This window comes from Altererythrobacter sp. GH1-8 (genome assembly GCF_043702085.1).
Lineage (GTDB): Bacteria > Pseudomonadota > Alphaproteobacteria > Sphingomonadales > Sphingomonadaceae > Erythrobacter.
This window is the reverse complement of sequence record NZ_CP171690.1, coordinates 2,839,291-2,864,536: the sequence shown is the minus strand read 5'-3', so window position 1 is coordinate 2,864,536 and position 25,246 is coordinate 2,839,291. Positions and strand designations below refer to the sequence as shown.

16 protein-coding genes are annotated in these 25,246 nt (G+C 59.0%); 10 read left to right on the top strand and 6 right to left on the bottom strand.

Features of this window, described 5'->3' with window-relative positions; all coding sequences use genetic code 11:
- Window positions 1-232: 232 nt before the first annotated feature.
- A complete protein-coding gene (locus ACG9DO_RS13770) occupies window positions 233-1,276 on the bottom strand; it encodes a hypothetical protein (RefSeq protein ID WP_394728885.1) in 1,044 nt (347 codons plus the stop codon).
- Window positions 1,277-1,468: 192 nt separating this feature from the next.
- Window positions 1,469-3,151: a sulfatase gene (locus tag ACG9DO_RS13765; protein WP_394728883.1), complete on the bottom strand. Its 1,683-nt coding sequence runs from the start codon at window positions 3,149-3,151 to the stop codon at window positions 1,469-1,471.
- 598 nt (window positions 3,152-3,749) lie between these two features.
- Between ACG9DO_RS13765 and ACG9DO_RS13760 the strand changes: the two genes are divergently transcribed.
- The 3 genes from ACG9DO_RS13760 to ACG9DO_RS13750 all read left to right on the top strand — a co-directional run bounded on the left by ACG9DO_RS13760 (window position 3,750) and on the right by ACG9DO_RS13750 (window position 8,911).
- A complete protein-coding gene (locus ACG9DO_RS13760) occupies window positions 3,750-4,070 on the top strand; it encodes a hypothetical protein (protein ID WP_394728881.1) in 321 nt (106 codons plus the stop codon).
- A 34-nt stretch (window positions 4,071-4,104) separates the two neighbouring features.
- Window positions 4,105-7,398 carry a glycosyl hydrolase gene (locus ACG9DO_RS13755; RefSeq protein WP_394728879.1) on the top strand — a complete coding sequence of 1,098 codons (3,294 nt, stop codon included), beginning with the start codon at window positions 4,105-4,107 and terminating at the stop codon, window positions 7,396-7,398.
- A gap of 82 nt (window positions 7,399-7,480) precedes the next feature.
- Window positions 7,481-8,911, top strand: coding sequence for a sialate O-acetylesterase (locus tag ACG9DO_RS13750; RefSeq protein WP_394728877.1), 1,431 nt, complete (start codon window positions 7,481-7,483; stop codon window positions 8,909-8,911).
- A gap of 34 nt (window positions 8,912-8,945) precedes the next feature.
- Here ACG9DO_RS13750 and kduD read toward each other — a convergent pair whose 3' ends face one another.
- Window positions 8,946-9,713 carry a 2-dehydro-3-deoxy-D-gluconate 5-dehydrogenase KduD gene (gene kduD / locus ACG9DO_RS13745; RefSeq protein WP_394728875.1) on the bottom strand — a complete coding sequence of 256 codons (768 nt, stop codon included), beginning with the start codon at window positions 9,711-9,713 and terminating at the stop codon, window positions 8,946-8,948.
- Window positions 9,710-10,546 (bottom strand): 5-dehydro-4-deoxy-D-glucuronate isomerase, encoded by an 837-nt coding sequence (gene kduI, locus ACG9DO_RS13740; protein WP_394728873.1) that lies wholly within the window; start codon window positions 10,544-10,546, stop codon window positions 9,710-9,712. The genes kduD and kduI overlap by 4 nt, the downstream gene beginning before the upstream one ends.
- A 267-nt stretch (window positions 10,547-10,813) precedes the next feature.
- Between kduI and ACG9DO_RS13735 the strand changes: the two genes are divergently transcribed.
- Window positions 10,814-11,611 (top strand): DeoR/GlpR family DNA-binding transcription regulator, encoded by a 798-nt coding sequence (locus ACG9DO_RS13735; RefSeq protein ID WP_394728871.1) that lies wholly within the window; start codon window positions 10,814-10,816, stop codon window positions 11,609-11,611.
- Window positions 11,612-11,616: 5 nt separating this feature from the next.
- On the opposite strand, the gene lldD is transcribed toward ACG9DO_RS13735, so the two are convergent.
- Together lldD and ACG9DO_RS13725 are read right to left on the bottom strand one after the other, a co-directional pair.
- Entirely contained in the window at window positions 11,617-12,762 is a 1,146-nt protein-coding gene (lldD, locus tag ACG9DO_RS13730) for an FMN-dependent L-lactate dehydrogenase LldD (protein ID WP_394728869.1), read from the bottom strand.
- Window positions 12,759-14,159, bottom strand: coding sequence for an FGGY-family carbohydrate kinase (locus tag ACG9DO_RS13725; RefSeq protein ID WP_394728867.1), 1,401 nt, complete (start codon window positions 14,157-14,159; stop codon window positions 12,759-12,761). Before ACG9DO_RS13725 ends, lldD begins: the two co-directional genes overlap by 4 nt.
- A gap of 91 nt (window positions 14,160-14,250) precedes the next feature.
- Here ACG9DO_RS13725 and ACG9DO_RS13720 point away from each other — a divergent pair, with 91 nt between their 5' ends.
- The 6 genes from ACG9DO_RS13720 (at window position 14,251) to ACG9DO_RS13695 (ending at window position 25,120) form a co-directional block, all read left to right on the top strand.
- Window positions 14,251-16,362, top strand: coding sequence for a bifunctional rhamnulose-1-phosphate aldolase/short-chain dehydrogenase (locus ACG9DO_RS13720; protein WP_394728865.1), 2,112 nt, complete (start codon window positions 14,251-14,253; stop codon window positions 16,360-16,362).
- A 21-nt stretch (window positions 16,363-16,383) separates the two neighbouring features.
- Window positions 16,384-17,676: a TIM barrel protein gene (locus ACG9DO_RS13715; protein WP_394728863.1), complete on the top strand. Its 1,293-nt coding sequence runs from the start codon at window positions 16,384-16,386 to the stop codon at window positions 17,674-17,676.
- Window positions 17,677-17,708: 32 nt separating this feature from the next.
- A complete protein-coding gene (locus tag ACG9DO_RS13710) occupies window positions 17,709-18,893 on the top strand; it encodes a glycoside hydrolase family 105 protein (protein ID WP_394728861.1) in 1,185 nt (394 codons plus the stop codon).
- A 155-nt stretch (window positions 18,894-19,048) separates the two neighbouring features.
- A complete protein-coding gene (locus ACG9DO_RS13705; protein ID WP_394728860.1) occupies window positions 19,049-22,168 on the top strand; it encodes a TonB-dependent receptor in 3,120 nt (1,039 codons plus the stop codon).
- Between the two features lie 85 nt (window positions 22,169-22,253).
- Window positions 22,254-23,669 (top strand): BNR repeat-containing protein, encoded by a 1,416-nt coding sequence (locus ACG9DO_RS13700; RefSeq protein WP_394728858.1) that lies wholly within the window; start codon window positions 22,254-22,256, stop codon window positions 23,667-23,669.
- A complete protein-coding gene (locus ACG9DO_RS13695) occupies window positions 23,666-25,120 on the top strand; it encodes a BNR-4 repeat-containing protein (protein ID WP_394728856.1) in 1,455 nt (484 codons plus the stop codon). The genes ACG9DO_RS13700 and ACG9DO_RS13695 overlap by 4 nt, the downstream gene beginning before the upstream one ends.
- Window positions 25,121-25,246: the final 126 nt, after the last annotated feature.

The following is a 25,246-nucleotide window of genomic DNA, read 5'->3' as shown; positions in this document are numbered from 1 at the left end:
ATGCTTGCTTCGTGCGCCAAGTCCAATGGAATGTGCCGGAAAGGCTTGAGAATATCGCTGGCGTGGTATCCCGCTGCTCGCCCGCTGGGATGATACTGCGATCTATGTAAGATGATCACCACATAGGGAGGGCAGTCAAGCCTGACAGCCGAATATGATGAAAATTAACTATGCTGCCTCTCTGGAGCATCGATCGCGCGGATTTGCGGCACGACTTGGTGTTTTCGAAGGATTAGCGTTCGGCTGTATTGGCTAGATCAGCAAATCGGGATCGGATTTCGGCAACCGTTCCGATGGTAAGATAGACGTTATAGTCGATGGTAACCCCCGGCTTGATCGAAAAGCGCCGAATGGGCGCAAAGTAGGATGTCGCTTCCGCCAACGGTCCATACTTCCCGTCACCTTCGTAGCGATAGGCGGTGACCTTATCGGTACCCGGCGTATAGACGCCTACCCCCCAGTCATTGGCATCGACATATGCGCTCCATTCTTCGGAAGCGGAATGGTACTCGTTGGGCCAGCCCGGGTTTGACCGGCTGAGCGGAGCGTTCGTCCAAGGCGCATCGCCGCGGTAACTCACGAGTTCGTTCAGTGCATAATCGACGAAAACGGCGGGCATTTCCTGGTCGGTAATCCGATGAATTTCGCTCCCATCGTAGACGAAGCGATATTGGATATGGGCAATTTCGTCATCGAGGGTAATCCACTGTTCCATGGTGGCATCATTGATGTCATCACCAGTGACCCAATGCTTGGGCTTAGTCTTCACATAAACGGAATTGCCATCAAGCTTCTGCTCGATGATTTTGGCAGGGATGCCACTGTAATTACCCCCTTGGACCGGGTTCCAGACCCATTTCTGCGCGTTTCCACCTGCCCAATCCCAGACGGTACCGTCGCTGTTGCCATAGAAGGATTGCTGGACAAAACGGCCCCTGTCGAAATGATTTAGCACGTTCCGTTTCGTTGCGGACTCGGCAAAGCAGAACACGCTGCCGCCGGATTCGATGTCGATCCCCAATCGAATTATACCATTATCAATAAATTCGTAGCGAGCCACTTGCGACGATTGCGGGCCATCGGATTTCAGCTTGTCTGGCATAGCGCAGTCGTCAGCCAATGCCGTGCCTCGTTCCGGTCCAGCGTGTGAATCAGTCGCGGCAGCTTCTGTCAGGCTTGGGTCGAGTTCGATTGGCTCCCTCGACGCGATGGCGTGCGGCAGAGCGAGGTGCCATATGGGAAACACTAGGCCCAGCAAAATTTTACTGATCTTCATTCTCATGTCCTAGCTGCCGGAGGGACTTAGGACTACCGGTCCATAATTGCGCGAGAGTGCGCTGCCAAAACGCCCAGAATGGGACGAAAGCTGTGCGATTTGCGAAACACGATGTAGTCATTTTCCTCTGCCGTTTTGACTGCGCAGAGCGGGCTGGCAGTGACGAGTTGCAACGGAATCTGCTGTCATTGATCAAGGCGCCAGACTCGATTGAGACCGTTTAGATCTCCGCGTTAATTCATTTGCTTTGTCATCTAATAGAGTTCCCATAGTTCTGTAGTCCCCGCGAGGGTTCTTTGACGAATCATACGCTGGATTGATCTTCGGGAAATATTGCGCTGACACGTTCGCGCTGAGCCATGTCACTAGGTCGTCGAAAAGCTTGTCTACCAAGTCGGGGTTTGCACTCGCCATATCCACTTTCTCAAAAGGATCGGACTCAATATCAAACAGTTGCTTGTCGCCATGCCAGCGCACGACCAGCTTGTAGCGGCCTTTGCGAATGCTTGAGGCCGGGCCAAGTGGCACATTATCCGTTGGATCGGGCACCACCACATTGAAGGGATAATGCCAATAGATCGTATCTTTGCTGTACTCGGAATGTGAGTTTGCTCCCAAGAGTGATGCAAAACTGCGACCATCGAAGGTCGCATCGGTGTACAGCCTTTCCGGATTATAGCCGGCTAGATCGTACAAAGTCGGGAATATGTCGGTCGCATCAACTGGGTGGCGGACCCAGCGCCCGCCTTTCGCTTGCGGTCCGACGATAATCAAGGGAACGCGCACGCCGCCTTCATACAGCGTAGCCTTCCCGCCCCGGAACGGAGCGTTGGAAGTCGGAGGCGGTTCGCCTTTGAAGGCCGCTCCGGGAGCGATCCGGAGCGCTGTAGCGCCCGCGCCCACTTGCCAATCGACACCTCCATTGTCTGACATGAAGATGATGTAGGTGTTATCAGTCTGCCCTGTTCGTTCCAGCGCCTTGCGGATCGCTCCTACCGAACGATCAAGCGAAGCCAGCATCGCTGCGTAGGTCGGATTCCTATGTCCCTTCCATCCGCGTTGCGGTTTCTCGGCAAAGGCAGCAGTTTCACCCTCTGGCGCTTCTATTGGTGTGTGAACTGCGAAATGTGCGAAATATAGCAGGAATGGCCTGTTGCTGTCCTTCTGATCCTCGATGAATTGCACGGCTCGAGCAGCGAGGTCGTCCGTCAGATATTCTTGGTCGGTCGGCTCACCGGGGTAGCCCATCTCGATCTTTTCTACCGGCGAACTTTCGAAGTGCGGTCGATCGTCGAGCCAATTCTGGCGCCAGTTAAAATAGGGTGAGCCTCCACTGTCAAACCAGGCCAATTCCTCGAAGCCGTTGTCGCGTGGCTGATGCCCCGGCGCCCCATGCCCTCCAAGGTGCCACTTACCGAGATAAGCTGAGCGATAGTCCGTTAGTGCTTCAGCTATTGTTTGGACGTCTTGCCCAAGATCGAGTGCGTGGCCGGTTGGCAGCGCGGTTTGTGTCTTGCCGTTGAACAAAGGCATCTCTGGCATTGGCCGATCGCGATGCTCGATTGCATCGAGCGGCTGTAGCTCATCTGGTGGTTCGAGCCCTGCAGAGAAATAGGTGCGTACGGGGGGCGTTGCTGTCGTAAAGCCAAGGCGGGGCGCGAACTTGCCGGTCAGCAAGGCTGCGCGGGTCGGAGAGCAAAGCTGCGTGGCATAAGCTTGCTCAAAGCTGATGCCTTCAAAGGCTAGCCGGTTTAGATGGGGAGTCGAATAGAACTGCTCATCAACCGATGCTCCGATGAGCTTCGTAGAATATGCATTCAGGTCAGTAATCCCGACATCATCCGCCAAAATGAAGATGAAGTTTGGGCGTTCCATTTGCACCTGCTGGGTTGCAGCAGTGTCGGTAATTGTCGAGCAGGAACAGGCGATAATGCAGCCTGCCATGACCACGCTCCGCCGAATTCGAGATAAACAGCCACTGACCCGATGCTCCATTGTCGCCATCTCCTCGGCCACCCTTTTCTCTTGTTTCGTTCTTCGGTTCATCCGCCAGTTCTCCCGGCAGGGCAACCTTGCGTATGATTAGAAATGATCAAAAATGCAAGATATTGATTCAATGACGGATGGCGGCTTTGCTGTCATCGTGGGAGGTGATCGCCAGAGCGCGTGCGCCGCGAGGTGCAGTTGCGCGGTGCTAATGCTGTCATGGTGAAGTGGGATCGTCGATCTCCGGCGTATACAAGAATTAAAAGGGCACGGATGAGCATCGGGCATCGATGCGGGGCAGGGCGCTCGATAAAGCTGACAGAGACCTGCCGTATCTGCGGTCGACCAAATCGTGACCAATGGGCTAATTGGAGGGATAGGGAATATTGCTCGCCTCCGACCCAACCAATATTGACATGAATCCAGAATGCGTCATAAAAGATCGAAAATGATCAGAACTGATTGATTATCGAAAAGGGGAGACGGCATGAGGATGACTTGTTTTGCGATGGTGCTCGCTGGAACGTTTGCCGCGTTGACGGTGTCCGCACCGGTGGCCGCACAGGATGCCGAGGTGAAAGCGGCACAGCGCATGAAGGGTATGGACACCGATGGCGACGGTGCAGTTTCCCTGGCCGAATTCACTGATTTCCGCCGCGGCTGGACCAGCAAGCGCCCGGATGGCGAAATGCAGATGAAGCCGGAAGTGGTGCAGCGCGCCTTCTGCAAGATTGACCGCGATGGCGATGGCATGCTCACCCATACGGAAATGCTGGCCGACACCAAGGCCTCGATGAAGCGTAAGTAATTCGCTACTTCTTATCGTTGAAGAGGGATTGGCAATGAACATATGCCATGTGCGCCGTCGCGCCCGGATCATCGGCACCGGGGCGGCGCTTCTGGTTTTGCTTTCCGCGAGCGGTTGCGTTTCCTCGGGGGCAGCCTCGCGTGCGGCAACGGAGCCGGTTGAAGGACCGTCGCCGGCGCTTACCGCATTTGTCAGTCCGCCGCAAAGCGCGGCGCCGTCGACCTTCTGGTACTGGGTCAGCGACGACATCACCAAGGAGGGCCTGACCAAGGACCTCGAGGTGATGCGCAAGATCGGTATCGCGGAGGCCTATATCGGCAATGTCGATACCAACCCCGAGCATCGCGGAGCGACCCCCAGCCTGTCTCCCGAGTGGTGGGAGGCGCTCAGGCATGCGATGGAAGAAGGTGCCCGGCTGGGCGTAAACATCGGCATGTTCAATTCGCCCGGCTGGAGCCAGTCGGGCGGGCCGTGGGTCAAGCCCGAACAGTCGATGCGTTACTTATCGGTGCAGGAATATACGGTCAGCGGACAGGACGACCTTCCCAATCGATTGGCCGCCGCCAATCCCGATTGGCAGTCGGTCCGGCTGCTAGCCTACCCCGAGAAGCCAGGAGGGGACAACCTTGCACGCGGCGCGCAGTTCTCGCAGGCCGGTCGAGCGTTGCCGGGGCTGGGCGATGGCGATTTCTCGACGATCGAAACGGTCGGAATACTGGCTGGCAGAGAAGACGCATCGACGCCGATCGAAATCATGCTGGGCGGCGCGAAAACCGTCCGCACGCTGCAAATCTACCCTGGGCCTGATGCGTTCTATATGGAGATGGACCTGCAGGTGCCCGATGGGGCAGGTGGCTGGCGAAGCGTCGAGCGGTTCCCGGTCGATCGCCGGGTCACGCGCGTCCAACTGGGCGCGATGAATCAGGGGCCGATCGCGATCCGAATCCCCGCGACTACATCCGACCGGTTCCGGCTGGTCGTCAGCCGCGGACCCAACGGCAATCCGGTCAGGCTAGCCGAAATCGCATTGCGCGAAGCGCCTCTGATCGAGCGCTATGTCGAAAAGCAGCTCGGCAAGATGTGGCAGACGCCGGAACCGGATTACGATGCCTATCTTTGGCCGGCCGAGAACGCTGAAGACGATCCCGAGTTCGCGGTCCCGGTAGGCTTGGTTGTCGATCTGACTGACAAGCTAAGCGCTGATGGCACGCTGGCCTGGAATGTGCCGGCCGGCAATTGGCGCCTTGCCTGGTTCGGGCTGATCCCCACTGGAGCGGAGAATGGCCCGTCAACCCCCGCGGCGACGGGGCTGGAAATCGACAAAATGAATGCGACGCATCTCAAGTCGCATTTCAATGCTTACGTTGGGCGTGCGCGGGCGGCGCTGAGCTCTGCCGCGCGCGACAATTTCAAGCTGGTGATCGCCGACAGTTACGAGCAGGGCGCACAGAACTGGACCGACGACATGGCCGAGCGCTTTGTTGCGCGATACGGCTATGATCCGGTTCCGTTCCTGCCGACGCTGACTGGAGCGATTGTTGACAGTACTGATGCCTCGGACAGATTCCTTTGGGATCTGCGGCGGCTGGTGGCGGACCTGATCTCCACCGAATATGTCGGCGGTATGCGCAAGCTCAGCCATGAGGCCGGGATGCAGCTGTGGCTCGAGAATTACGGCCATTGGGGTTTCCCAGGGGAATTCCTGCAATACGGTGGGCAGTCCGACCAGGTTGGCGCCGAATTCTGGGTCAATCCGGAATCTCGCGGCGATATCGAGATACCTGCTGCCGTTTCTGCCTCGCGAGTCTACGCCCAGCCGCGCGCTTCGGCAGAGGCCTATACCAATGAAGCGGGTGCCGGCCACTGGACGCTGGCGCCATGGTCACTCAAGCGGCTGGGCGACAAGGCGACGAGCCTCGGCATCAACCACTTCGTGCTGCATGTGAACATGCACCAGCCGCGCGACGATTTGCCAGGCGTAAATTCTTGGTTCGGATCCGAATTCAACCGAAACAATACCTGGTATCTCGAAGCCAAGCCGTGGATCGACTATCTGCGGCGCATCCACGGTGTGCTCCAGTCCGGGGTGCCGCAGGCCGAAGTGCTCTACTTCATTGGTGAGGATACCCCCAAGATGGCTGGGCTGGCCAGGCCCGAGCCGCCTGCAGGTGTCGCGTTCGACTATGTCAATGCCGAGGCGCTGGCAGAGAGCGTCAAGGTCATAGACGGTCGCTGGGTGCTGCGAAATGGTGGCACGTATGCGATCCTGGCTATGCCGCCGATCGAAGCGATGACGCCGCAGATGTTGCGCGTGTTGGCCGGGCATGTTGCCGCCGGTGGGCAAATGTACGCTTCACCGCCGCAGCGCTCACCCAGCCTTGCCGGTGGGCCGGAGGCGGATACCGAAGTTCGCGAACTCGCCGCGCAAATGTGGGGCACATGTGGCCAGCAAGGGCTCAGCTCGGTCGCATATGGCAAGGGGCGGGTGTACTGCTCCGGCGCGCTCGCGGAGGTCTTGTCAGAGCAAGGCGTTACGCTTCAGGTGGCCGGCATTGATTACACGAAGGTCCGTTGGACACAGGTGAGCACAAAGCAGGAAGACATCTTCTTCCTTGCCAACCAGACGGATGAATCTGTCACTATCGCACCGTTATTGGCAACCGATCACTCCTTGCTGCAATTGTGGGATCCCGTGAGCGAAGAGCGCTTATCGGTAAAAGCCGAAAGGCGTCCTGGCGGGCTGCAATCAGGCGCAGTGGTGCTAGCCCCGTTTCAGTCGGTTTTCCTAGTCGCCGCGAACACCGAGCCGGCGCAATTAAGGGCGTATGATCCAGACCGGGAGCCAAGATCGCTGGCTGACCTCAGCCGGGATTGGGAGGTTGCCTTCGATCCCAAATGGGGCGGGCCGGAAAGCGTTCGCTTCGCTGAACTGCGCGACTGGACGCTGAACGAGGAGCCAGGCATCAGATACTACAGCGGCCGCGCAAGTTATCGGAAAACCTACACCCTCGATCGGGTGCCAGCTGGTGGCAAGGTCTGGCTCGACCTTGGCGAGGTACGCGACATGGCGATCGTGACGGTCAATGGCCAAAGGATCGGCACTGTGTGGACAGCGCCGTGGCGGATCGATGTCTCCAGCGTACTTCGCACAGGTGCGAACGACATCGAGATCGAGGTCATCAACACCTGGGCCAACCGCATCATTGGCGATTTGCAAGCGCCCGAAGGCCAGCCGCGCTATACCACTGCAGTCATCGATCATGTTAGCGCGGATTCGCCGCTTAATCCGGCAGGGCTTCTGGGGCCGGTCCGGCTTTTGGGGGAATAGTCTTATGTCACCTTCTCGAGCTAGGCTGATGGCATGCGCCGTATGTGTTGCGGCTGTTCCCTCGATTGCGTCTGCCGAGCCTTTGTCGCTCGGCGCCCCGTTCACAGATGGCATGGTTATCCAGCGCGGTCACCCAATCCCTGTTTGGGGCTGGGCCGAGGCGGGTGCATCGCTGCAAGTCACGCTGGGCGATGAGGCGCGCAGCGCTACGGTTGGCCCGGACGGCAGCTGGCTGGTCGAGTTTGCACCGCGCGATGCAGCGACCGGCTTGACGCTGGCGGTGGTCGACGAAGACGAGCAGCTTGCGCTGAGCGACATTGCCATGGGCGATGTGGTGCTCTGTTCGGGTCAGTCCAACATGGTCTGGAAGATGTCGGTCACCGCGCTGCGCCCCGACGATCGCAGACCGGCAATCGACGAGAAAATTCGCCTGTTGACCGTGCCCCAAGTCAGCTCGCTGGTCGAAGCTAGCCGATTCGGCCTGCCGGCGACATGGGCGAAGGCGCAGGACAAATGGCTCGACTTCTCGGCGGTGTGCCTGTTTGCTGGCCGCCAAATCGCCGCGAGCGAAGGGGTCACCGTGGGCCTGATCAACGCCTCAGTCGGAGGCACTCCGATCCGGTCGTGGCTACCCTATGAAGGGCTGGGTCGGGCGGGGGAAATGGAAGACCAGCTGGCAAAGCTCGACTCCTTCCGCCGCGATCCGGCGACAGCTAGTGCGCAGCACGGCGTTCCAGTCAGCGATGTGTGGGAACAGCGGCCGCGCCCTGAGTGGATCCACAAGGCAAGTGAAAGTTACGCCAACCTGTTCAACGGCATGGTCGCTCCGCTTGGCCCGACACGTCTGGCGGGTGCGATCTGGTACCAGGGCGAGAACGAGGCGAACACTTCCGTTTCGACTGCCGGATACCGCAGCCTGCTGGAATCGCTGATCACCACTTGGCGCAGGCGCTTCGGCGGCAAGGTGCCCTTTGCGGTCGTGCAACTGGCGGGATTCGGGAAGCTCTCCGGCGCGGCTGACAATGACGACTGGGCCGCGGTGCGGGAAGCACAGCGAGTGGTCGCGCGCGACGATCCGGCGACGGAACTGGTTGTGACGATCGATGTCAGCGAGCGGCTTGATATTCATCCGCCGATCAAAAAGCCGGTCGGCCAGCGCGCGGGGGCTGCCCTGCTCAAGCTCTCGCATGGGCGCCAGGACGCATATCTTCCGCCGGAGGCGCTCTCTGCGCGCCATATCGGGGAGACGGTGGAGATCGCTGTCTCGCACAAGAATGGCCCGCTCTACTCCGCCTCATGGGGGCGCCCGGGCCCCTTCATGTTGTGCGAGGATACGGCAGGCATGTCCTGTCGTTTTGCCGACGCGCAGTTCACAGATGGCGGCATAGCGGTTGCTGTCCCGAAGGGAACGCAACCGGCGCTGGTCCGCTATTGCTGGGACGCGGCGCCGATCTGCAACGTCTTCGACCAGGCTGACATACCGCTGGGCCCATTCGAATTTGTAGTTAAATAGCGACGTCAGGATCGGTGGCAGCCCGTTAGCGTATTCACCGCGCCAGCCACCCGCCGTCTACCGCCAGGATGTGGCCCTGGACGTAGTCGGCCGCCTTGCTGGCGAGGAAGACTGCCGCGCCACCAATATCTGCGGGATCGCCCCAGCGGCCTTCCGGAATCCGCTCGAGGATCTGCCGGTTGCGCGTCGCATCGGCTTGAAGCGCAGCGGTGTTGTTCGTGGCGATGTAGCCGGGAGCGATGGCATTCACATTGATGCCCTTGATCGCCCACTCATTGGCGAGCAGTTTGGTCAGGCCGCCGACCCCGCTCTTCGAGGCGGTATAGCTCGGAACGCGGATGCCACCCTGGAAAGTGAGCATCGAGGCGATGTTGATGATCTTGCCACGCTCGCCAGCTTGGCTTGCCCATTCGACCATGTGCCGCCCGACCGCTTGCGTCAGGAAGAACAGTGTCTTCAGGTTGGTGTCGACCACCGTATCCCAATCGGCTTCGGTGAAATCCAGCGCATCGTCGCGCCGGATGATCCCCGCATTGTTTACGAGGATGTCGACCCGCCCGAGTTCACTCATAGCTTCCGCGACGACTTCACCGACAAGCTCGATCGACGACAGATCGGCACCGATCAGCACCGCTTTGCGTCCCCTGGCCTGGACCAGTTCCTGCGTCTCCAATGCGGCGCTGCGCCCGACCAGCGCGATATCAGCGCCGGCCTCCGCCAGCGCGACTGCAATTCCCTGACCGATGCCGGTGTTGGCTCCGGTGACGATGGCCTTGCGGCCCGAAAGATCGAACATGCTCATTTTAGCTGACACAGATTGAGGACCTTCATGTCGGTGTAGTCGAGGTTTTCGCCGCCCATCGCCCAGATGAACGCATAACTCTTGGTGCCGGAACCCATGTGGATCGACCAGGGTGGGCTCATAATCGCCTGTTCGTTTTCGATCACGATGTGGCGGATCTTGTCGGGCTCCCCCATGTAATGGAAAACGCGCGAACTCTCGTCGAAGCCGAAGTAGAAATAGACCTCGCTTCGGCGGTCATGGAGGTGCGGCGGCATGGTGTTCCACACGCTGCCCTCTTCGAGCAAGGTCAGCCCCAGAAGCAGCTGCGAGCTCTCGCAAATGCCCGGGATGACCAGCTGGTAGATGGTGCGCTTGTTGGAGGTTTCGAGCGAGCCGAGCCGGAGCGGATTGGCTTCAGCGACGGAGATTTTCTTCAGCGTGCAGGCTTTATGCGCGGGCAGGCTGACGATGTAGAAGCGTGCAACATCGCCGGCAAAGGTCACTTCCCCCGAACCCATTGGGATGTAGAGGCAGTCGTGCGGGTCAAGCGTGGTTTCAGCCCCGTCGACCGTGACTGTGCCCAAGCCCGCCCCGACATTGACCACCGCCATCTCGCGACGCTCGAGAAAGGGCTTTCCCGCTGAGCTTTCGGGTTCGCTATGGGCAGGCAGTTTGACCGTGCCGCTGGCAGGCACGCAGCCGCCGAGCACGAACCGCTCGTAATGCGAATAGACCAGCCGAATCTCGCCATCCGCAAACAGATCCGGCACCCGGTAAAGCTGTTCCAGTTTCTCGTTGGAGATGCCCTCCATCATTTCCGGATGGGTGGCGTGATAAATTTGTTTGAACATTGAAAACCAAACCTCGGTCAATTCGTCGCAACATGATGCGGAGGCTGCATCCTCGGTATCTGTCCAGCCGAGTGAAGCTAAGTTAGCTCTGCAACTCCTCATTCGACTTCAGCATTGCGGACTGGGACGTATGGAGCAATATCTGTCAAGGAAATTGCGCAAATTTGGTTGCTTTTGACTTGATACTGCTCAATTCCGCATGCAGTACTTATCCTGGCGCACTACTTGATTTGCGTGAAATTGCCGTAATCGGTAAAGGAGTGGGGCATGCACGCTGCGGAACGCGAAGAGATCATTCTCGATGCCCTCATGAAAAAGGGCTTCACAACCTATCGCCATCTTGAAGCGAATGTCGATGCTTCGCCCGCCACAATCCGGCGCGATCTTGCCCGGCTGGAGAAGCAGGGCAAGATCATTCGGCTGCACGGCGGGGCCAAGGCCGTGGATGGAGATGCCATGGTGGCCGGAGGCCCGCCGAGCTTGGCCGGCACGCCTTTCGAAAAATCGCTGAAGCAGAACATTGAGGCCAAGCGCGCCATAGGCAAAGCTGCGGCCGAAATGTGCAGCCATGGCGAAGGCATCATCATCGACGGCGGGACGACGACTTACCAGATGTGCGAGCATCTGGCCGACCTGCACTTGCAGGTGCTGACCAATTCGCTCCACATTGTGAATGCGCTCCTCCCGCAGGAAGCGACCCAATTGCTGGTCCCGTCAGGGCCGATTTTCCGCGAGCAGAACATCATCCTGGCACCGGCTGGCGAAACCAGCATGCCGAATTTCCATGCCAGTAAGTTGTTCCTGGGTGCGGCGGCCGTCAGCCCGCGGGGGATATTCCAGGCCGATGCGCTGCTGGTCGCGAGCCAGCGGAGGTTCCTTGACCGGACCGACGAAGTGATCCTGGTGGTGGATAGCACCAAGCTTGAGACATCATCCGGGGCGATCGTTTGCGAACTGGACCGGATCGATCGCATGATAACGGATGATCGGGCCGATCCCGCGCTGCTCAAGCAGCTGCGCGACGCTGGGTTGAAGCAGATCGACGTAGTCAAACCGGCGGCTTAAGCCGACTATTCCGCGACCAATATGTCGCGCGTGATCTGATCCACGGTGGTTACGCCGGTCAGCGACATAGCTACCCGCATTTCGGCTTCGATCAGTTGCAGCACATGGGCGATGCCGCGTTCGCCGCGTCCAGCGAGGGCGTAGGCCCAGGCGCGCCCGAGCAGCACACCCTTAGCCCCCAGCGCAAGCATGCGCACGACATCCAGTCCTGACCTAACACCACCATCAGCCAGCACCGTCAGGCGATCGCCGACGGCATCGGCAATCGCAGGAAGGGCATGCGCAGTCGAGGGCACGCCATCGAGTTGCCTGCCGCCATGGTTCGACACAACAATCCCGTCCGCGCCCAGCTCTGAAGCCCGAATCGCATCGTCTGGATCGAGTATGCCCTTGATGATCATTGGCCCCTTCCATTCGCTGCGGATGAAATCGAGGTCCTGCCACGTAACCGAGGGATCGAAGTTGTTGCGCATCCAGGCGAAGAAATCCTCGATACCGGATTTGTCGCCCAGTACCGGGGCCACGTTGCCCAGACTGTGTGGGCGGCCCTTGATGCCCACGTCCCAGGCCCAGCCGGGCCGCAGCGCGCCTTGCCATGTCCGCCGGATCGCGCCTGCCAGTCCCGGTGCGCCCGCCAGGCCCGAATGGTAATCTCGGTAACGGCTGCCAGGGACAGGCATGTCGACGGTGAACACCAATGCCGTGCAGCCTGCTGCAACCGCCCGCGCCATGAGGTCGCGCATGAAGGCGCGATCGCGGATCATGTAGAGCTGGAACCAGAAGGGCGCGCTGCTCGCTGCCGCAACTTCTTCCAGATTGCAGGCTGAGACAGTCGAAAGAGTAAAGGGTACGCCAGCCTTGTTCGCAGCGCGGACCGCCTGGCACTCGCCGCGCCGGGCATTCATCCCGGCCAGGCCGATCGGCGCCAGCACAACCGGCAGGGCTAGCTCCTGATCGAACAGCCGAGTCGACAGGTCGATCTGCGACACATCGCGCAATACGCGCTGGCGCAAGGCTACGTCCTTCAGATCTGCAGTATTCCGTTCGAGCGTGACCTCGGCATAGGAGCCCCCGTCGATATATTCGAACAGAAAGAGCGGCAGCCGGCGCCGCGCCAGCTCGCGATAGTCGAGAGCGCTAGCGGCGATCATGGGTTGGCCATTTGCGCTTGTGTCCATGCCTGGCGATAAGCCGCGAGCTCCCTCGACAGTGGCTCGACCCGCGTCAGCCCACCTTTGGGTCGCATGGCTGGATCGATCAGGCGCAAGGCCCCGAAGCTGACGTCATTGTGAGCATTGGCGACAAAAACGCTGGTATCAGGCCGCAAGGATGCAAGCGCGCGTATGAATACCTGCGCTTCGGCAAAGCGCCCTTCAACCAGCAGGCAATTTGACGATCCGATCAGGTCAAGCGAGGCATCGGCAACCAGGGCTGCATAAAGGCATGCGCCGGCGCGACGTGCGAACCAGTCATCGGGACGGTTGATCCAGCCGCCCGATCCGTTGGGGAAAGGACCGTTGCCGGGGGCCAACGTGGGCAAGACCATCGCCTGTTGAGCAATCACTTCCGGCACCGCATCCAGCAAGCGTGGCTGGTCCGGCTTGATATCCACTTGCCGTGTATCGATTTCGATAAGCGTTTCGATCTCGCGCCCACCCATGAAGCGTGCGGACGGCACAGGATTGCCGAAAACGTCGACATTGACCAGGCAGTCGCGCGCCTCGGGCAGTGATGCAAGATCGACAGCGTCCGGAGTCAAACGCATGGCAATGAACCAGGTCCCGGTGGAAAGGATCGTGACCTCCTGGTCCTCGATTTCGGTAAAGCCGCGCGCGGCATGCAGCGCGGCATTCGAATCGTGCAGCCCGGCGAGCACCTTTGCGCTCTGCGGCAAGCCTGTCTTGGCGGCCAATTCGGGTCTTAGCGAACCGATTACCTCGCTCGCCGCAGCTATCGGCGCGAAGCGTTGTGCCCAGCCAACCTGCGTAGCCAAGCTGGAGAAGGTACCAGTGGCCGGGGCCCACAGATCGGAATGGCAACCCATGCTGGTTGCTTCGCAGCGGGCCTCACCCGACAGGAACCAGGCCCAATACTGTGCCCAAGGCACGAAGGTCGAGCGCGCCATCGGATCCGGATACATCCGTTCCAGCCAGAACAACTGTGCGCCGAAATTGAGGCCTGCGGGGAGTTCCGGTGAGCCCGTTTCCGAAAATGGCGATCTGATCGCACGGTAAGCTGCACCAAGCTCGGCAGGAAGATCCTGTTCGTAATCAAGCGGAGCAAATGCCAGCGCGCCATCGAGCAAGGGGGCGACGCCCGCGCCATGCGCGACCGGCACGATGAATTCGATCGGATGTCCGGCAAAGCTGGCGAGGGCAGTCGTCAGCCAACTCTCTATTCCCGCAGCGTCGAGTCGGCGAACTCCATTTTCGATTATCACCTCGTTGGGGCGGGTTTCACGCGCCAGCATCGTGCCTTCGCGCGACCAAAGGCTGACCTTGGCCAGCGTCTTGCCGATGTCGACGACAATGGCGAAACCTCTCTCCACGCCCTACTCCCCAAACGTCCGGTGAACTTTATTGATTGCGGATTAGCGAAAATGATTGCTTTTGAAAAGACCCAATGGTAGCAAGGTGTCCATGAACATGCACGCGTCCCTGGCTGAAGCCGCCATTCCGTTCGCCATCCCCGTAAATCGCTGGGATGAGCAGGTTGCATCTTCCATGACCGAAGCTGAGCTGTTGCTCTATCGATCCAATCTGTTGGGCGCAGATCTGACGGTCACGAATTTTGGCGGTGGCAACACCTCGGCCAAGGTGACGGAGCAAGATCCGCTGACGGGCCATCCGGTGGAGGTGCTGTGGGTCAAGGGATCCGGTGGTGACATCGGCTCTATGGGAATGGATGGGTTCGCCACGCTGTATCAGGAAAAACTGCTCGCCCTCGAGTCGCATTATGAGGGAGAGGACGACGACGATAAAATGGTCGGGTTCCTCCCTCACTGTACTTTCAACCTGAATGGCCGCGCGGCCAGTATCGACACGCCGCTCCACTCGCTGCTTCCATACAAGCACATCGATCATGTTCATCCTGATGCGATTATTGCGCTGGCCGCATCGAGCGGCGGCGAGGCGGTGACAAAGGAATTGTGGGGTGATGAGATTGGCTGGCTGCCTTGGAAGCGGCCGGGCTTCACCCTTGGTGTCCAGATCCGCGATTTTGCCCGCGCTAACCCACAGGCCAAAGGCGCGATGCTGGCTGGTCACGGGATCATCTGCTGGGCGGATTCGGCCAAGGAATGTTATGATCAGACCGTGCGACTCATCGCCGAGGCCGCGGATTATTTGAACTCCAAGTTGGCCGACGGGCCGGCATTCGGTGGCGCCAAGGTTGCAGCACGCGAGGACCGCGCAGAAGTGGCGGCGAAGTTGATGCCGCGCCTCCGTGCGCTGATGGTGGGTGATCGCCGCAAGGTGGGTCATTTCTCCGACGATATGGCAACGCTCGAATTTGTTGGCAGCGTAGATTTCGAGCGGCTTGCCGCGCTCGGCACCTCCTGCCCTGACCATTTCCTGCGTACCAAGATTGCGCCGCTCACGCTTGATCCGGCGCGGGTTGATGATGACACTTACCTGGGGCAATCGATCGCAGACTATCGCGAGATGTACGCGGCCTATTACGAGCGCTGCAAGCGGCACAACTCGCCCGCCATGCGTGATGCCAATCCGGTGGTCGTGCTGGTGCCCGGCGTGGGCCGGATGACTTTCGCCAAGGACAAGGCAACCGCACGCATCGCCGGCGAATTCTATCTCAATGCGATCAACGTGATGCGCGGGGCCGAAGCGATCGGTGATTATATCGCGCTGGACGAGCAGGAAGCCTTCGATATCGAATACTGGCTGCTCGAAGAGGCGAAACTTCAACGCATGCCTGCACCCAAGGAGATGGTCGGCAAGATCGCCATGGTAACTGGTGGAGCTGGCGGAATCGGCGCTGCGGTGGCGGTGCGGATGTTGCGCGAAGGGGCCTGCGTTATGCTGGCAGATCGTGACGAACAGGCTGTCGAACAAGTCCATGCCGATCTCGCAAAAACCTTTGGTAGCGATGTTGTCCGTTCGGTAACCTGCGACGTCACCGACGAAGTTCAGGTGGCTAGAGCTCTGGCAGCCTGCTCGCTTGAGTTCGGCGGGCTTGATGTCCTGGTCGCCAATGCCGGAATTGCCTCTTCGGCTCCCATCGAAGAGACGTCGATCGAGCTGTGGAACAAGAATTTCGACGTTCTCGCGCAGGGCTATTTTCTCACCGCCAAATTTGCCTGGCCGCTGCTTAAGGGGATGGCCGGGCAGGGCGGATCGAGCGTGATCTTCATCGGCTCCAAGAATGCAGTGGCAGCTGCCAAGAACGCCAGCGCCTATGCCAGTGCCAAGGCGGCGGCGAACCACCTGGCGCGCTGCCTTGCGCTCGAAGGGGCGGACGATGGTATCCGCGTGAACATCGTGAACCCTGACGCGGTCATCAAAGGCAGCCGGATATGGGATGGCGACTGGCGGCAGGAACGCGCCGGCGCGCATGGCATCGACTCCGGTGAGGAACTGGAAGAACACTATCGCCAGCGCTCCATGCTCAAGCGTTCGGTATTGCCGCAGGATATCGCCGAAGCTGCCTATTGGTTTGCGAGCGATGCTTCGGCAAAGTCGACCGGGAATATGATCAATGTCGATGCGGGTAACGCCCAAGCGTTTACGCGTTAGGATCGGCAGCGGAGGGGATAGATGACTGAATTGCCGATCTCTGCCGATCTGGTGGCAGAGCTCAATGCCGTGTCGCGTGAGGCGTTGGCTGAAGACTACGAGGCGCTGGGTCGCAAGTTGGAACGGCGCGGGATCGCGATCGATGCGATCAAGGACAGGGTCAAGCGGTTTGGTGTCGCTGTGCCGAGCTGGGGGGCTGGGCGCGGCGGCACCAGATTTGCCAAGTTTCCGATCCCCGGAGAGCCGACCAATATCCATGAAAAACTGGAGGATTGCGCTGTAATCCACCAACTTGGTTGCTCGACCCCGGCCGTGAGCCCGCATTTCCCATGGGACTGCGTGGACGACTATGATGCGCTGCGGGAGGAAGCATCCGCCTATGGGCTGGTGTTCGACGCGGTCAATTCCAACACCTTCCAGGACCAGCCTGGGCAAGCGCAAACCTATGCTACCGGCTCGCTGTCGTCGACTGTCGCTGCGACGCGGCAGCAGGCGATCGAACACAACATCGAATGCATCGAGATCGGGCGGAAGATAGGTTCCGATCGCCTCACCGTCTGGGTGGGCGATGGCACTAATTTCCCGGGCCAGCAGGACCTTGGTCGCAGCTTTGATCGATACGTCGAAGCAGCCTCGCAAGTGTACGATGCGCTGCCCGACGATTGGCTCATGATGCTTGAGCACAAGATGTTCGAGCCGGCATTCTATTCCAGCGTCATTTCCGACTGGGGTAGCTCGCTGATGGCGGCGCAGGAGCTGGGCGACAAATGCAAATGCCTGGTCGACCTTGGGCATCATGCGCCCAATGTGAACATCGAGCAGATTGTTGCGCGGCTCCATCGGGCAGGCAAGCTCGGCGGCTTCCATTTCAATGACAGCAAGTATGGTGATGACGATCTCGACAGCGGCAGCATCAACCCGCACCAGCTGTTCCTTGTCTTCAATGAATTGATCGAGGCCGAGCTTAATCCGCGCGATGGATTCAACCCATCCTACATGATCGACCAGTCGCATAATGTGACCGATCCAATTGAAAGCATGCTTTCTTCGGCAGAGACGATCGCAGGCTGTTATGCCCGCGCATTACTGGTTGACCGCGAGGCGCTCCACGCCTCGCAAAACGACAATGATGTTATGCTTGCCTTCCGCACACTGCGCGCAGCTTACGAAACCGATGTAACCCCCATCCTGGCCCAGGCGCGCGACGAGCTGGGCGGTGCGATCGATTGGTTGGCTGCATATCGCAGCAGCAAGTATCGCGACCGCAAGGCGCAAGAGCGTAAGCCCGTGGGGCTGGGTGCAGGGATTGTCTGAGAGCCTTAGCTGAATTCCCAAGGAGTGATGGAATGTCCCGTTTGCGCCCGCTTGCGCTGAGCCTGTTGCCGATCCTTGCCTTGTCGACCGCTTGCGTCCAATCGCCGCGAGCGGAGACTTCGATGGCTAGCGCGCAGGCCGTAACGCCGGATCAGGAGCAGGCGTATATAGTGAAGGTGGCAAATCGCGTCGCCGACTGGCAACTCGCCAATCTCGACAATCTCGATAGCTATATCCGGTTCATTTCGCGCGAGACACCCAACCCGCGCGGTTGGGTAATGGGCACTTATTTCCTCGGCCTGGCTGACTATGCGGAGGCGACCGGGCAGCCCTGCTACACCCGCGAACTGGCAGCGATAGCTGAGCGTGAGGAATGGCAGCTTGGCAAGCGGCTCTATCATGCCGATGACCATCTGGTCGGACAGGTCTATTTCAGGCTGGCAGAGGCTGGTGTCGCCAACGCAAACCTAATGCCGACGAAGGCCGCTCTGGACGCGATTCTCGCCGATCGCCCGACAAATCAGATGATGCACCCGGACAAGGCGGGCGATGAGGAATGTGCCGATCGCTGGTGCTGGGCCGATGCGTTGTTTATGGCGCCAGCGACATGGTGGGAAGCTAGCGCAGCGTTCGGGAACCCTGCCTACGCCGATTACGCGCACCAGGAATTCAAGGTCGCCACGGACCTGCTGCTCGATGAAGGCGAAAGCCTTTACTACCGCGACAGCCGATTCTTCGACCGGCGCGGTTCGCATGGCGAGAAGTTGTTCTGGAGCCGTGGGAACGGTTGGGTCTATGGCGGGCTGGTGCATATCCTGCGCGCGATGCCGAAGGACGATCCGCGTCGCGATTACTATCTCGCCCTATATCGCCGCATGTCAGACAAGCTGGTCGAGATCCAGGCTGACAACGGGTTGTGGCGCGCGTCTCTTTTGGCATCGGGCGAGACCCCGCCGGAAACGAGCGGCACTGGCTTCTTTGTCTATGGCCTTGCCTGGGGGCTCAACGAAGGGCTGATCGAAGGCGATAAATATTCGCGCGCGGTAGATGCGGGATGGAACGCACTTGTCGCGAATATCGATGTGGAGGGCCGGCTCGGCTACGTGCAGCAGGTCGGCGATCGCCCCGAAGACGTGCAATCCGACGACCACCAGCTCTACGGAACAGGCGCATTCCTGCTGGCCGCCGGCCAGATACTGCGCCGCGATCACAATTGATCAACTGACTTCCCGGCCAACTGGCTGGGGTTGCAATTCCAGCTTTTGAACTTGAAACAATCAAAAAAAATCATCTAACGTCATATACGAGCATTGACATGGTCGGTTTTGATCGTTCATAGATGGCAAGACGGATAAGTATAAGGGGAGGATCGATGTCTATCTATCGCAATTGTGCTACGCGCGGGGCCTTTTCCGCCCGCTTTAAGCTGGGTGTGGCGACGGCGGCATTGTGTGTGTCGGGTGCGGCATTTGCGCAGGACAGCGATGATGCGACTGAGGACGCGGAGGCGCAGCAAGCGAATGCATCGCAAACAGCTCCTGCTCCTGCTCCTGCTCCTGCTCCTGCTTCAGCTCCGGACTCGGGCAACGTGATAATTGTAAGCGGCATTCGGGCGTCACTTGAGGATGCGATCTCGCAAAGGCGCAATGCCGACGTCATTCTTGACGGCATTTCAGCTGACGATATCGGGAACATTCCCGATCTCAACCTCGGTGAAGCATTGCAGCGCATCCCTGGTGTCCAGATCGACCGCGATCAAGATCGTCGGAGCTCTGGCATCAGCGTCCGCGGCCTCCCTTCGACCTTTACCCGTATCACTGTTATGGGTCAGGACATCGCTTCGCCTTCTTCTCGCGTCGGGCGTTCGAACCCGTTTGGGGCGTTCGACAGCTCGATCTTCAATGGCGCCAATGTGATCAAGTCGTTCACTGCTGACACGATCAGCGGTGGCCTGGGTGCAAATGTCGACTTGCGGCTCAATTCCGCACTCAAGCGGAAGGACGGCCAGATCGCGCTGCGTGCGGAGCTTGGTTATGAAGAGACCGCAGAAGCGCCGACGCCTGCTTTCTTTGGCTCTGTGTCAAAGCATTTCGCCGATCATACGATCGGCGTATATGCCACTGCTGCGTACTCGAAGCAGCGGTTCCGTCGCGACAGTGTCCAGTTCAACAACTATCAGGACATCCTTCCGGCGACGGGTGACTTTACCGTAGCGACTAATCCGGAACTGCAGGCCCTAGTTCGTGGGCTTGATCCCGACACTGCCGCGGCAGGCGACTATGCTGTGTTCGTTCCAGGGTCAGTCCGGCAGTTCACCGAGCAGAGCGGTGGTTATCGTCTTTCCGCTGCCTCAGGGATTGAGTTCAGGCCAAGCGAAAATTTGTCGCTGCGGGTAGACGGCATTTTCACGCGTCGTGATCTCGACGACAACTTGCTCGACGATACGAGCATAGACTTTCCTGGAGGTAATGGGTTCCAGACGGCTGTACGCAATAATAACATCCGGCCTATTGGCGGCCCGCAGTCTGCCGGTGTTCAAGACGGCGTTGCGATCTATTACTTTCCTAATTTCAATTACGTGAACCCAAATTACACGATTCAGAATCGTACTTTTAATATATTCGAGCAGACTTGGGCCATTTACCCCCAGATCAATTTCGATAACGGGACGTGGAAAATCGACCTGACCGGTACATACTCGAAGGCACAAAATCGCTTTACGCAAGAGCAGTTCCGGTTGCAGGTGCGTACCCTAACCGGCATTACCGACGGCAATGGCATCACTGGCGAAATAAATACTGGTAACGGAGACATTTCCGACTTTCTGTTCACTCTGGATCTCCCGGATGGCTCTATCAATTTCGTCGACTTGCCAACGACGACTCTTTCGGGAGCGGGCACCTCATTCAACTTCAACCGGCGGGCTCCGGGCGGTGGTGCCAACAGCTTCCGCAATGTCTTCCTGCTTGCAGCGAACAATCAGAGCGTCGATCGCGACTTGAAGGCGCTTGAACTGTCGATCGAGCGCAAGCTGAATTTCGGGCCCTTCACTGTTGCTAAGGTAGGGGCTCGTTACCAGGAAGATGATGGCCTGAACCTGCGTCAGAACAATTCGCTGCATGGCGCACAGGTGGACCAGCTAGACGATTCGATCCTGCGCCTCAATTCAGCGATCACTTCGGGCGGAACCTTCTTTGGCGGTATTGCTCCTGGATTTAACTCGGAGTTACTGTCGCTTGATATCAGCCGGATCAGAGAACTGATCCTGCCAATCGATCCGGCTCGCTTGCCGGCAGACACAGCGCCGAATTTCCTTGGCGATTTTTATCAGTCGACGCCGATCACCAACGTGGCGGCGTTTAACTGGATATCGGACAGGCAGAACTTCGAAGCCTATGCGATGGGCAAGTTCGACCTCGCAGAAATCAGCCAATTGGATATCCGCGGCAATTTCGGCGTACGTTATGTCAACACGAAGCTGGGGGGCAATCTGCTGCCGATCATCAACGGCGATGGGGACGTCTTGTTGGCTGAAGGCGCAAGGGCTGAAACCAAGTTTGATGAATTTCTGCCCTCGGCCAACCTTATCTGGGACGTGGCGAAGAACCTGGTCCTGCACGCTGCCTATTACCACACCTTTGAATCGCTCAACCTTTCGGAGTTCAACCCTGCGCCGGACGCCTATGTTCCCAGCGGTCTGGACGAGGACGGCAGCTTCGGGCGGTTGCGGGTGAATGCGTCTGACCTGGACCGTGAACCCCGCACGTCCAAGGCAATGGATCTGGGATTGACCTGGTACAATCGACGTGGCAGCCTGATCGGAATAAATCTCTTCCGCAAGAAAGTGACCTCCGATTATATTCAGCGGCTTGTCTGCCCGTCGAGCTTTACGACTGTCCTCCCAACCGCTGTCACGTTCAACAATCTGACCTTGGATAGCTCCGGTCAGTGCTTGTCGTCAGAGGACGTGAATGTTCAAGGGAATGCCGGTGACGCGGCGCTTCCTGCCGGTTCTGAGATCAATATCAGCGCCTTTGTTCCCCTACCTGCGAATACGATCAGAGGCCTCGAAGCGCAAATCCAGCAGGATCTCAGCTTCCTTTCCAGCCCGTTTTGGAGCGGCTTCGGCGCGCAAGCGAACCTCAGCCTCGTGACGGCAAAAGAGAAGTTGTATGGTGTCTCCAAGTACACCTACAACCTCATCGGCTATTGGGAAAACAAGCACTTTGCGGTGCGCTTGGCGCGCAATACGCGCGGCCCTAACCAGATTGCATCCGGTGGTTCGTTCCAAGGAAATGAGCGTACGACGGTTGGCCGCAGCCAGCTTGACGGATCGATCCGGGTCAGCCCTGTTCGCAACTTCGATATCCGGTTGGAAGCATTCAACATCACGAATGTCGTTCGTCGGGATTACGAGTTTGTGCGTGGGTTCACGCGCCGGAACGACTACGATGGACGGACATATGCGCTGAGCGTGCAGGTCAAGTTCTGACCGGCAGGCAGTTCTCCCAGGGGCCGGTCTGCGATATCTTTTTATGGTTTCCGGCCCCGATTTGCTTCATGACTATGGAGTGTCCATGATGGATGGAGTTTTTCTGGCTCATCGCCGCATCAGTTCGATCCAGCTAATGGGAGTACTCTTGCTTGCGGCCGCTCCGCCTGCGCTGGCACAGCCAAGCGATGTCCTTCTCACAGACAAGCTCAACATCGCCAGCACAGTAGAAGCAATCGATTTCACCTGGTCGGGCCATCGTGCCAATCCGCAGATGATCCAGCGAGGCGAGCACCAGATCATCGTCTACTATGATGCCAACCGCCAGATGAGCGTCGCGCATCGGCCCACCCAGCGTGCGCCCTGGCGTTATCACAAATTGCCCAGTTTCCTGGGCTGGGACAGCCACAATTACGTGACCGTCGATGTGGATGAGGCCGGGTACATCCACGTGATGGGCAACATGCACGCCGATCCTCTGGTCTATTTCCGCTCACGTACGCCATGGGACATACGCTCGTTAGAGCAGGTCGAGTATCTGGTTGATCCGAAGCGCGAGCAGCGCGTCACTTATCCGCGCTTCGATCATGACCCTGAAGGAAGACTGATCGCTGCATTTCGCATCGGCGGCAGCGGCAATGGCAGCTTCTTCTTTCACCGGTTCGATACCGCCACGAAGACGTGGAGCCTGCTCCACGGGTCGCCGTTTTTCGACGGGGAAGGCGAACGTAGCGCCTATTATGTCGGTCCGGACAAGGGCCCCGATGGGCTCTTTCACATGATTTGGGTCTGGCGCGAAACCCCTTCGGCAGCGACCAATAACAATCTGTCCTATCTGCGCAGCCGTGACTTGCTCAGCTGGGAGGATTCGAACGGCACGCCGGTAAAGCTCCCAATCATCCGTGCCAACGGCGAGATTGTCGATCCCGTGCCGGTTGGAGGGGGTATGCTGAACGGCCAGACGCGGCTCGGCTTCGAGGCTTCGAATGCACCGATGATCTCCTATTACAAGAACGACGCGAAGGGTGACACCCAGATCATGCTGGCCCGCAAGGCCGGAAAGGGCTGGAAAGTTCATCAGGTAAGTGACTGGACTGACACCAAGCAGAATCTCGACCGTGGGGGGAGCCTTTCGGGCAATACGATTGCGGTTCAGGCCTCGCCTTATGTCGCGGCTGACGGCACGATCAGGGTTCGCGCCAGCCGCAGCGGCAAACCGATCGAATTCGTCATTGATCCGGCGACCGGCAAGACTGTCTCTTCGGGGCCATACGAGGCCGAACCCTCGGTAATCTCAGGGTTCAAGGACATTGCCGGAGTCCCCCTTCAGGTGCGCAAGGCCGGAGGGGTGCCAGCGGGCAGCGACTATGACTTCTATCTCAGCTGGCAGGCCAATAACGCCAACCAGGATCAGGCGCGGGCCGATATTCCGCCATCCTCGACGCTGCGCCTGCACAAGATCACGCGTTCCCGGCAATCGAAGCCGGAGGATATCGAGTGATAACCGGTCGTCAGAGCCTGCTCGCGGCAAGCACGGTGCTGCTGGTTTTCTGGAGCATTGCGGCTCTGGCGGACGAGGGGGCGGACGAAACCGCGATTGTCACCGGATCGAGCATCCTCGTGTCCGCCTCGCACGCGTCTGACGGAACCGAACGTGCCCATGGCGGGCCGCCGCGGTTCTTCGGCGCGATGGGGGCGCAGGCGACAAGCTACAACGGCTATCAATACGTGATCTATTATTCCGGGCGTGACCGCACGCTGCCGCGCGAGGAAGCCTATTCCGAAGTGGTGGTGGCACGCCGCAAGCTGGGCGGGTTCGATTGGCAGCGCTCGACGCTCAAGGGTTACCGGGTCACTTCCGACGATGCGCATAATCGTCAGGCGATAGCCGTTTCCGCCGGTGACGGCGTGATCCACATCGCCTTCGACCATCATGCGACGCCAGAAATGCGCTACGCCGCCAGCATGGCAGGGGTGGCAAGCGACCCCGGTGCTGTGCGCTGGGACGACAATGTGTTCCGCTTCCTGCCCAATCTTGGCGACGATCCGGCAAAGCGGCTCGACGTGACCTATCCCGAATTTACCGCGTTTCCCGGCGGAAACCTGATCGTCTATTTCCGCACTGGCGGATCTTACGGCGGCGATATGCGAGTTGCCAAATATGACGCCACGACCAGCAGCTGGGGCAAGGTGCATATCGTGTCCAGCCGTTATGGGACTTACAAAGGCCTGACCACGACGCGCGGACCATATCTTGCCAATGGCATGCAGGTTGGACGCGACGGATCGCTCCACATGGCGTGGCTGTTTCGGGAAAAGCCTTGTGATTTCACCACCGCATCGCACAGCGAAACCTTCTGCAATCATGGGCTCTATTACGCGCAATCGCGCGACGAAGGGCGCAGCTGGCTGCGCGCCGACGGAACGCAGATCGCCGACACCCAAAAGGGCGAGACGATTTCGATCGACAATATCGGTGGCCCCGTGGTCGATGTGCCCAAGGGTCTGGGGCCGAGCAATCCCGGGATCACCTCGGCCGTAGATCCGGTCACCGGTGCGATGCATGTGTTGCTCAATCATTTGCCCGAACCGGGTGCCGCGAAGTCCTCGTTCTTTCACTATGTCGGCAGTACCGATGGCATCTGGACGCGATCGCAGACCAATTTTGCTGGTAGTAATGTCAGCTTGGCCTTCATCGGGAAACGGCTCTACGCCTTTGTCGGCAGAGACAAGGGGCAGATCTATTTCGCCGAGCGCGAGGGCAATTTCCGGGTCTGGAAACGGATGCCGATCAAGACCGCCAGGAAGGACAAATTCGATCTGCGCGGCGGCTACATTACCTGGGACCTGTCGCGGCTCGATAAAGGCGGGGCAACCATTCTGTGGCACCGCGAGCCCGAGGTGCGCGGGGTATCCTCGGCCATCGAAGTGTTCGACATCGCGCTGCAATAGCGCGGGTCAGGCGTGCGATCGCTATCTTATCCGTTGTCGCAAATGGTTGAAAACAGAGGCGGGATCTTTAACCGTCCATGGCCCGGCATGGTTTCCGCCCCAGCCAGGTCCTTCGGCAAGGTCAGC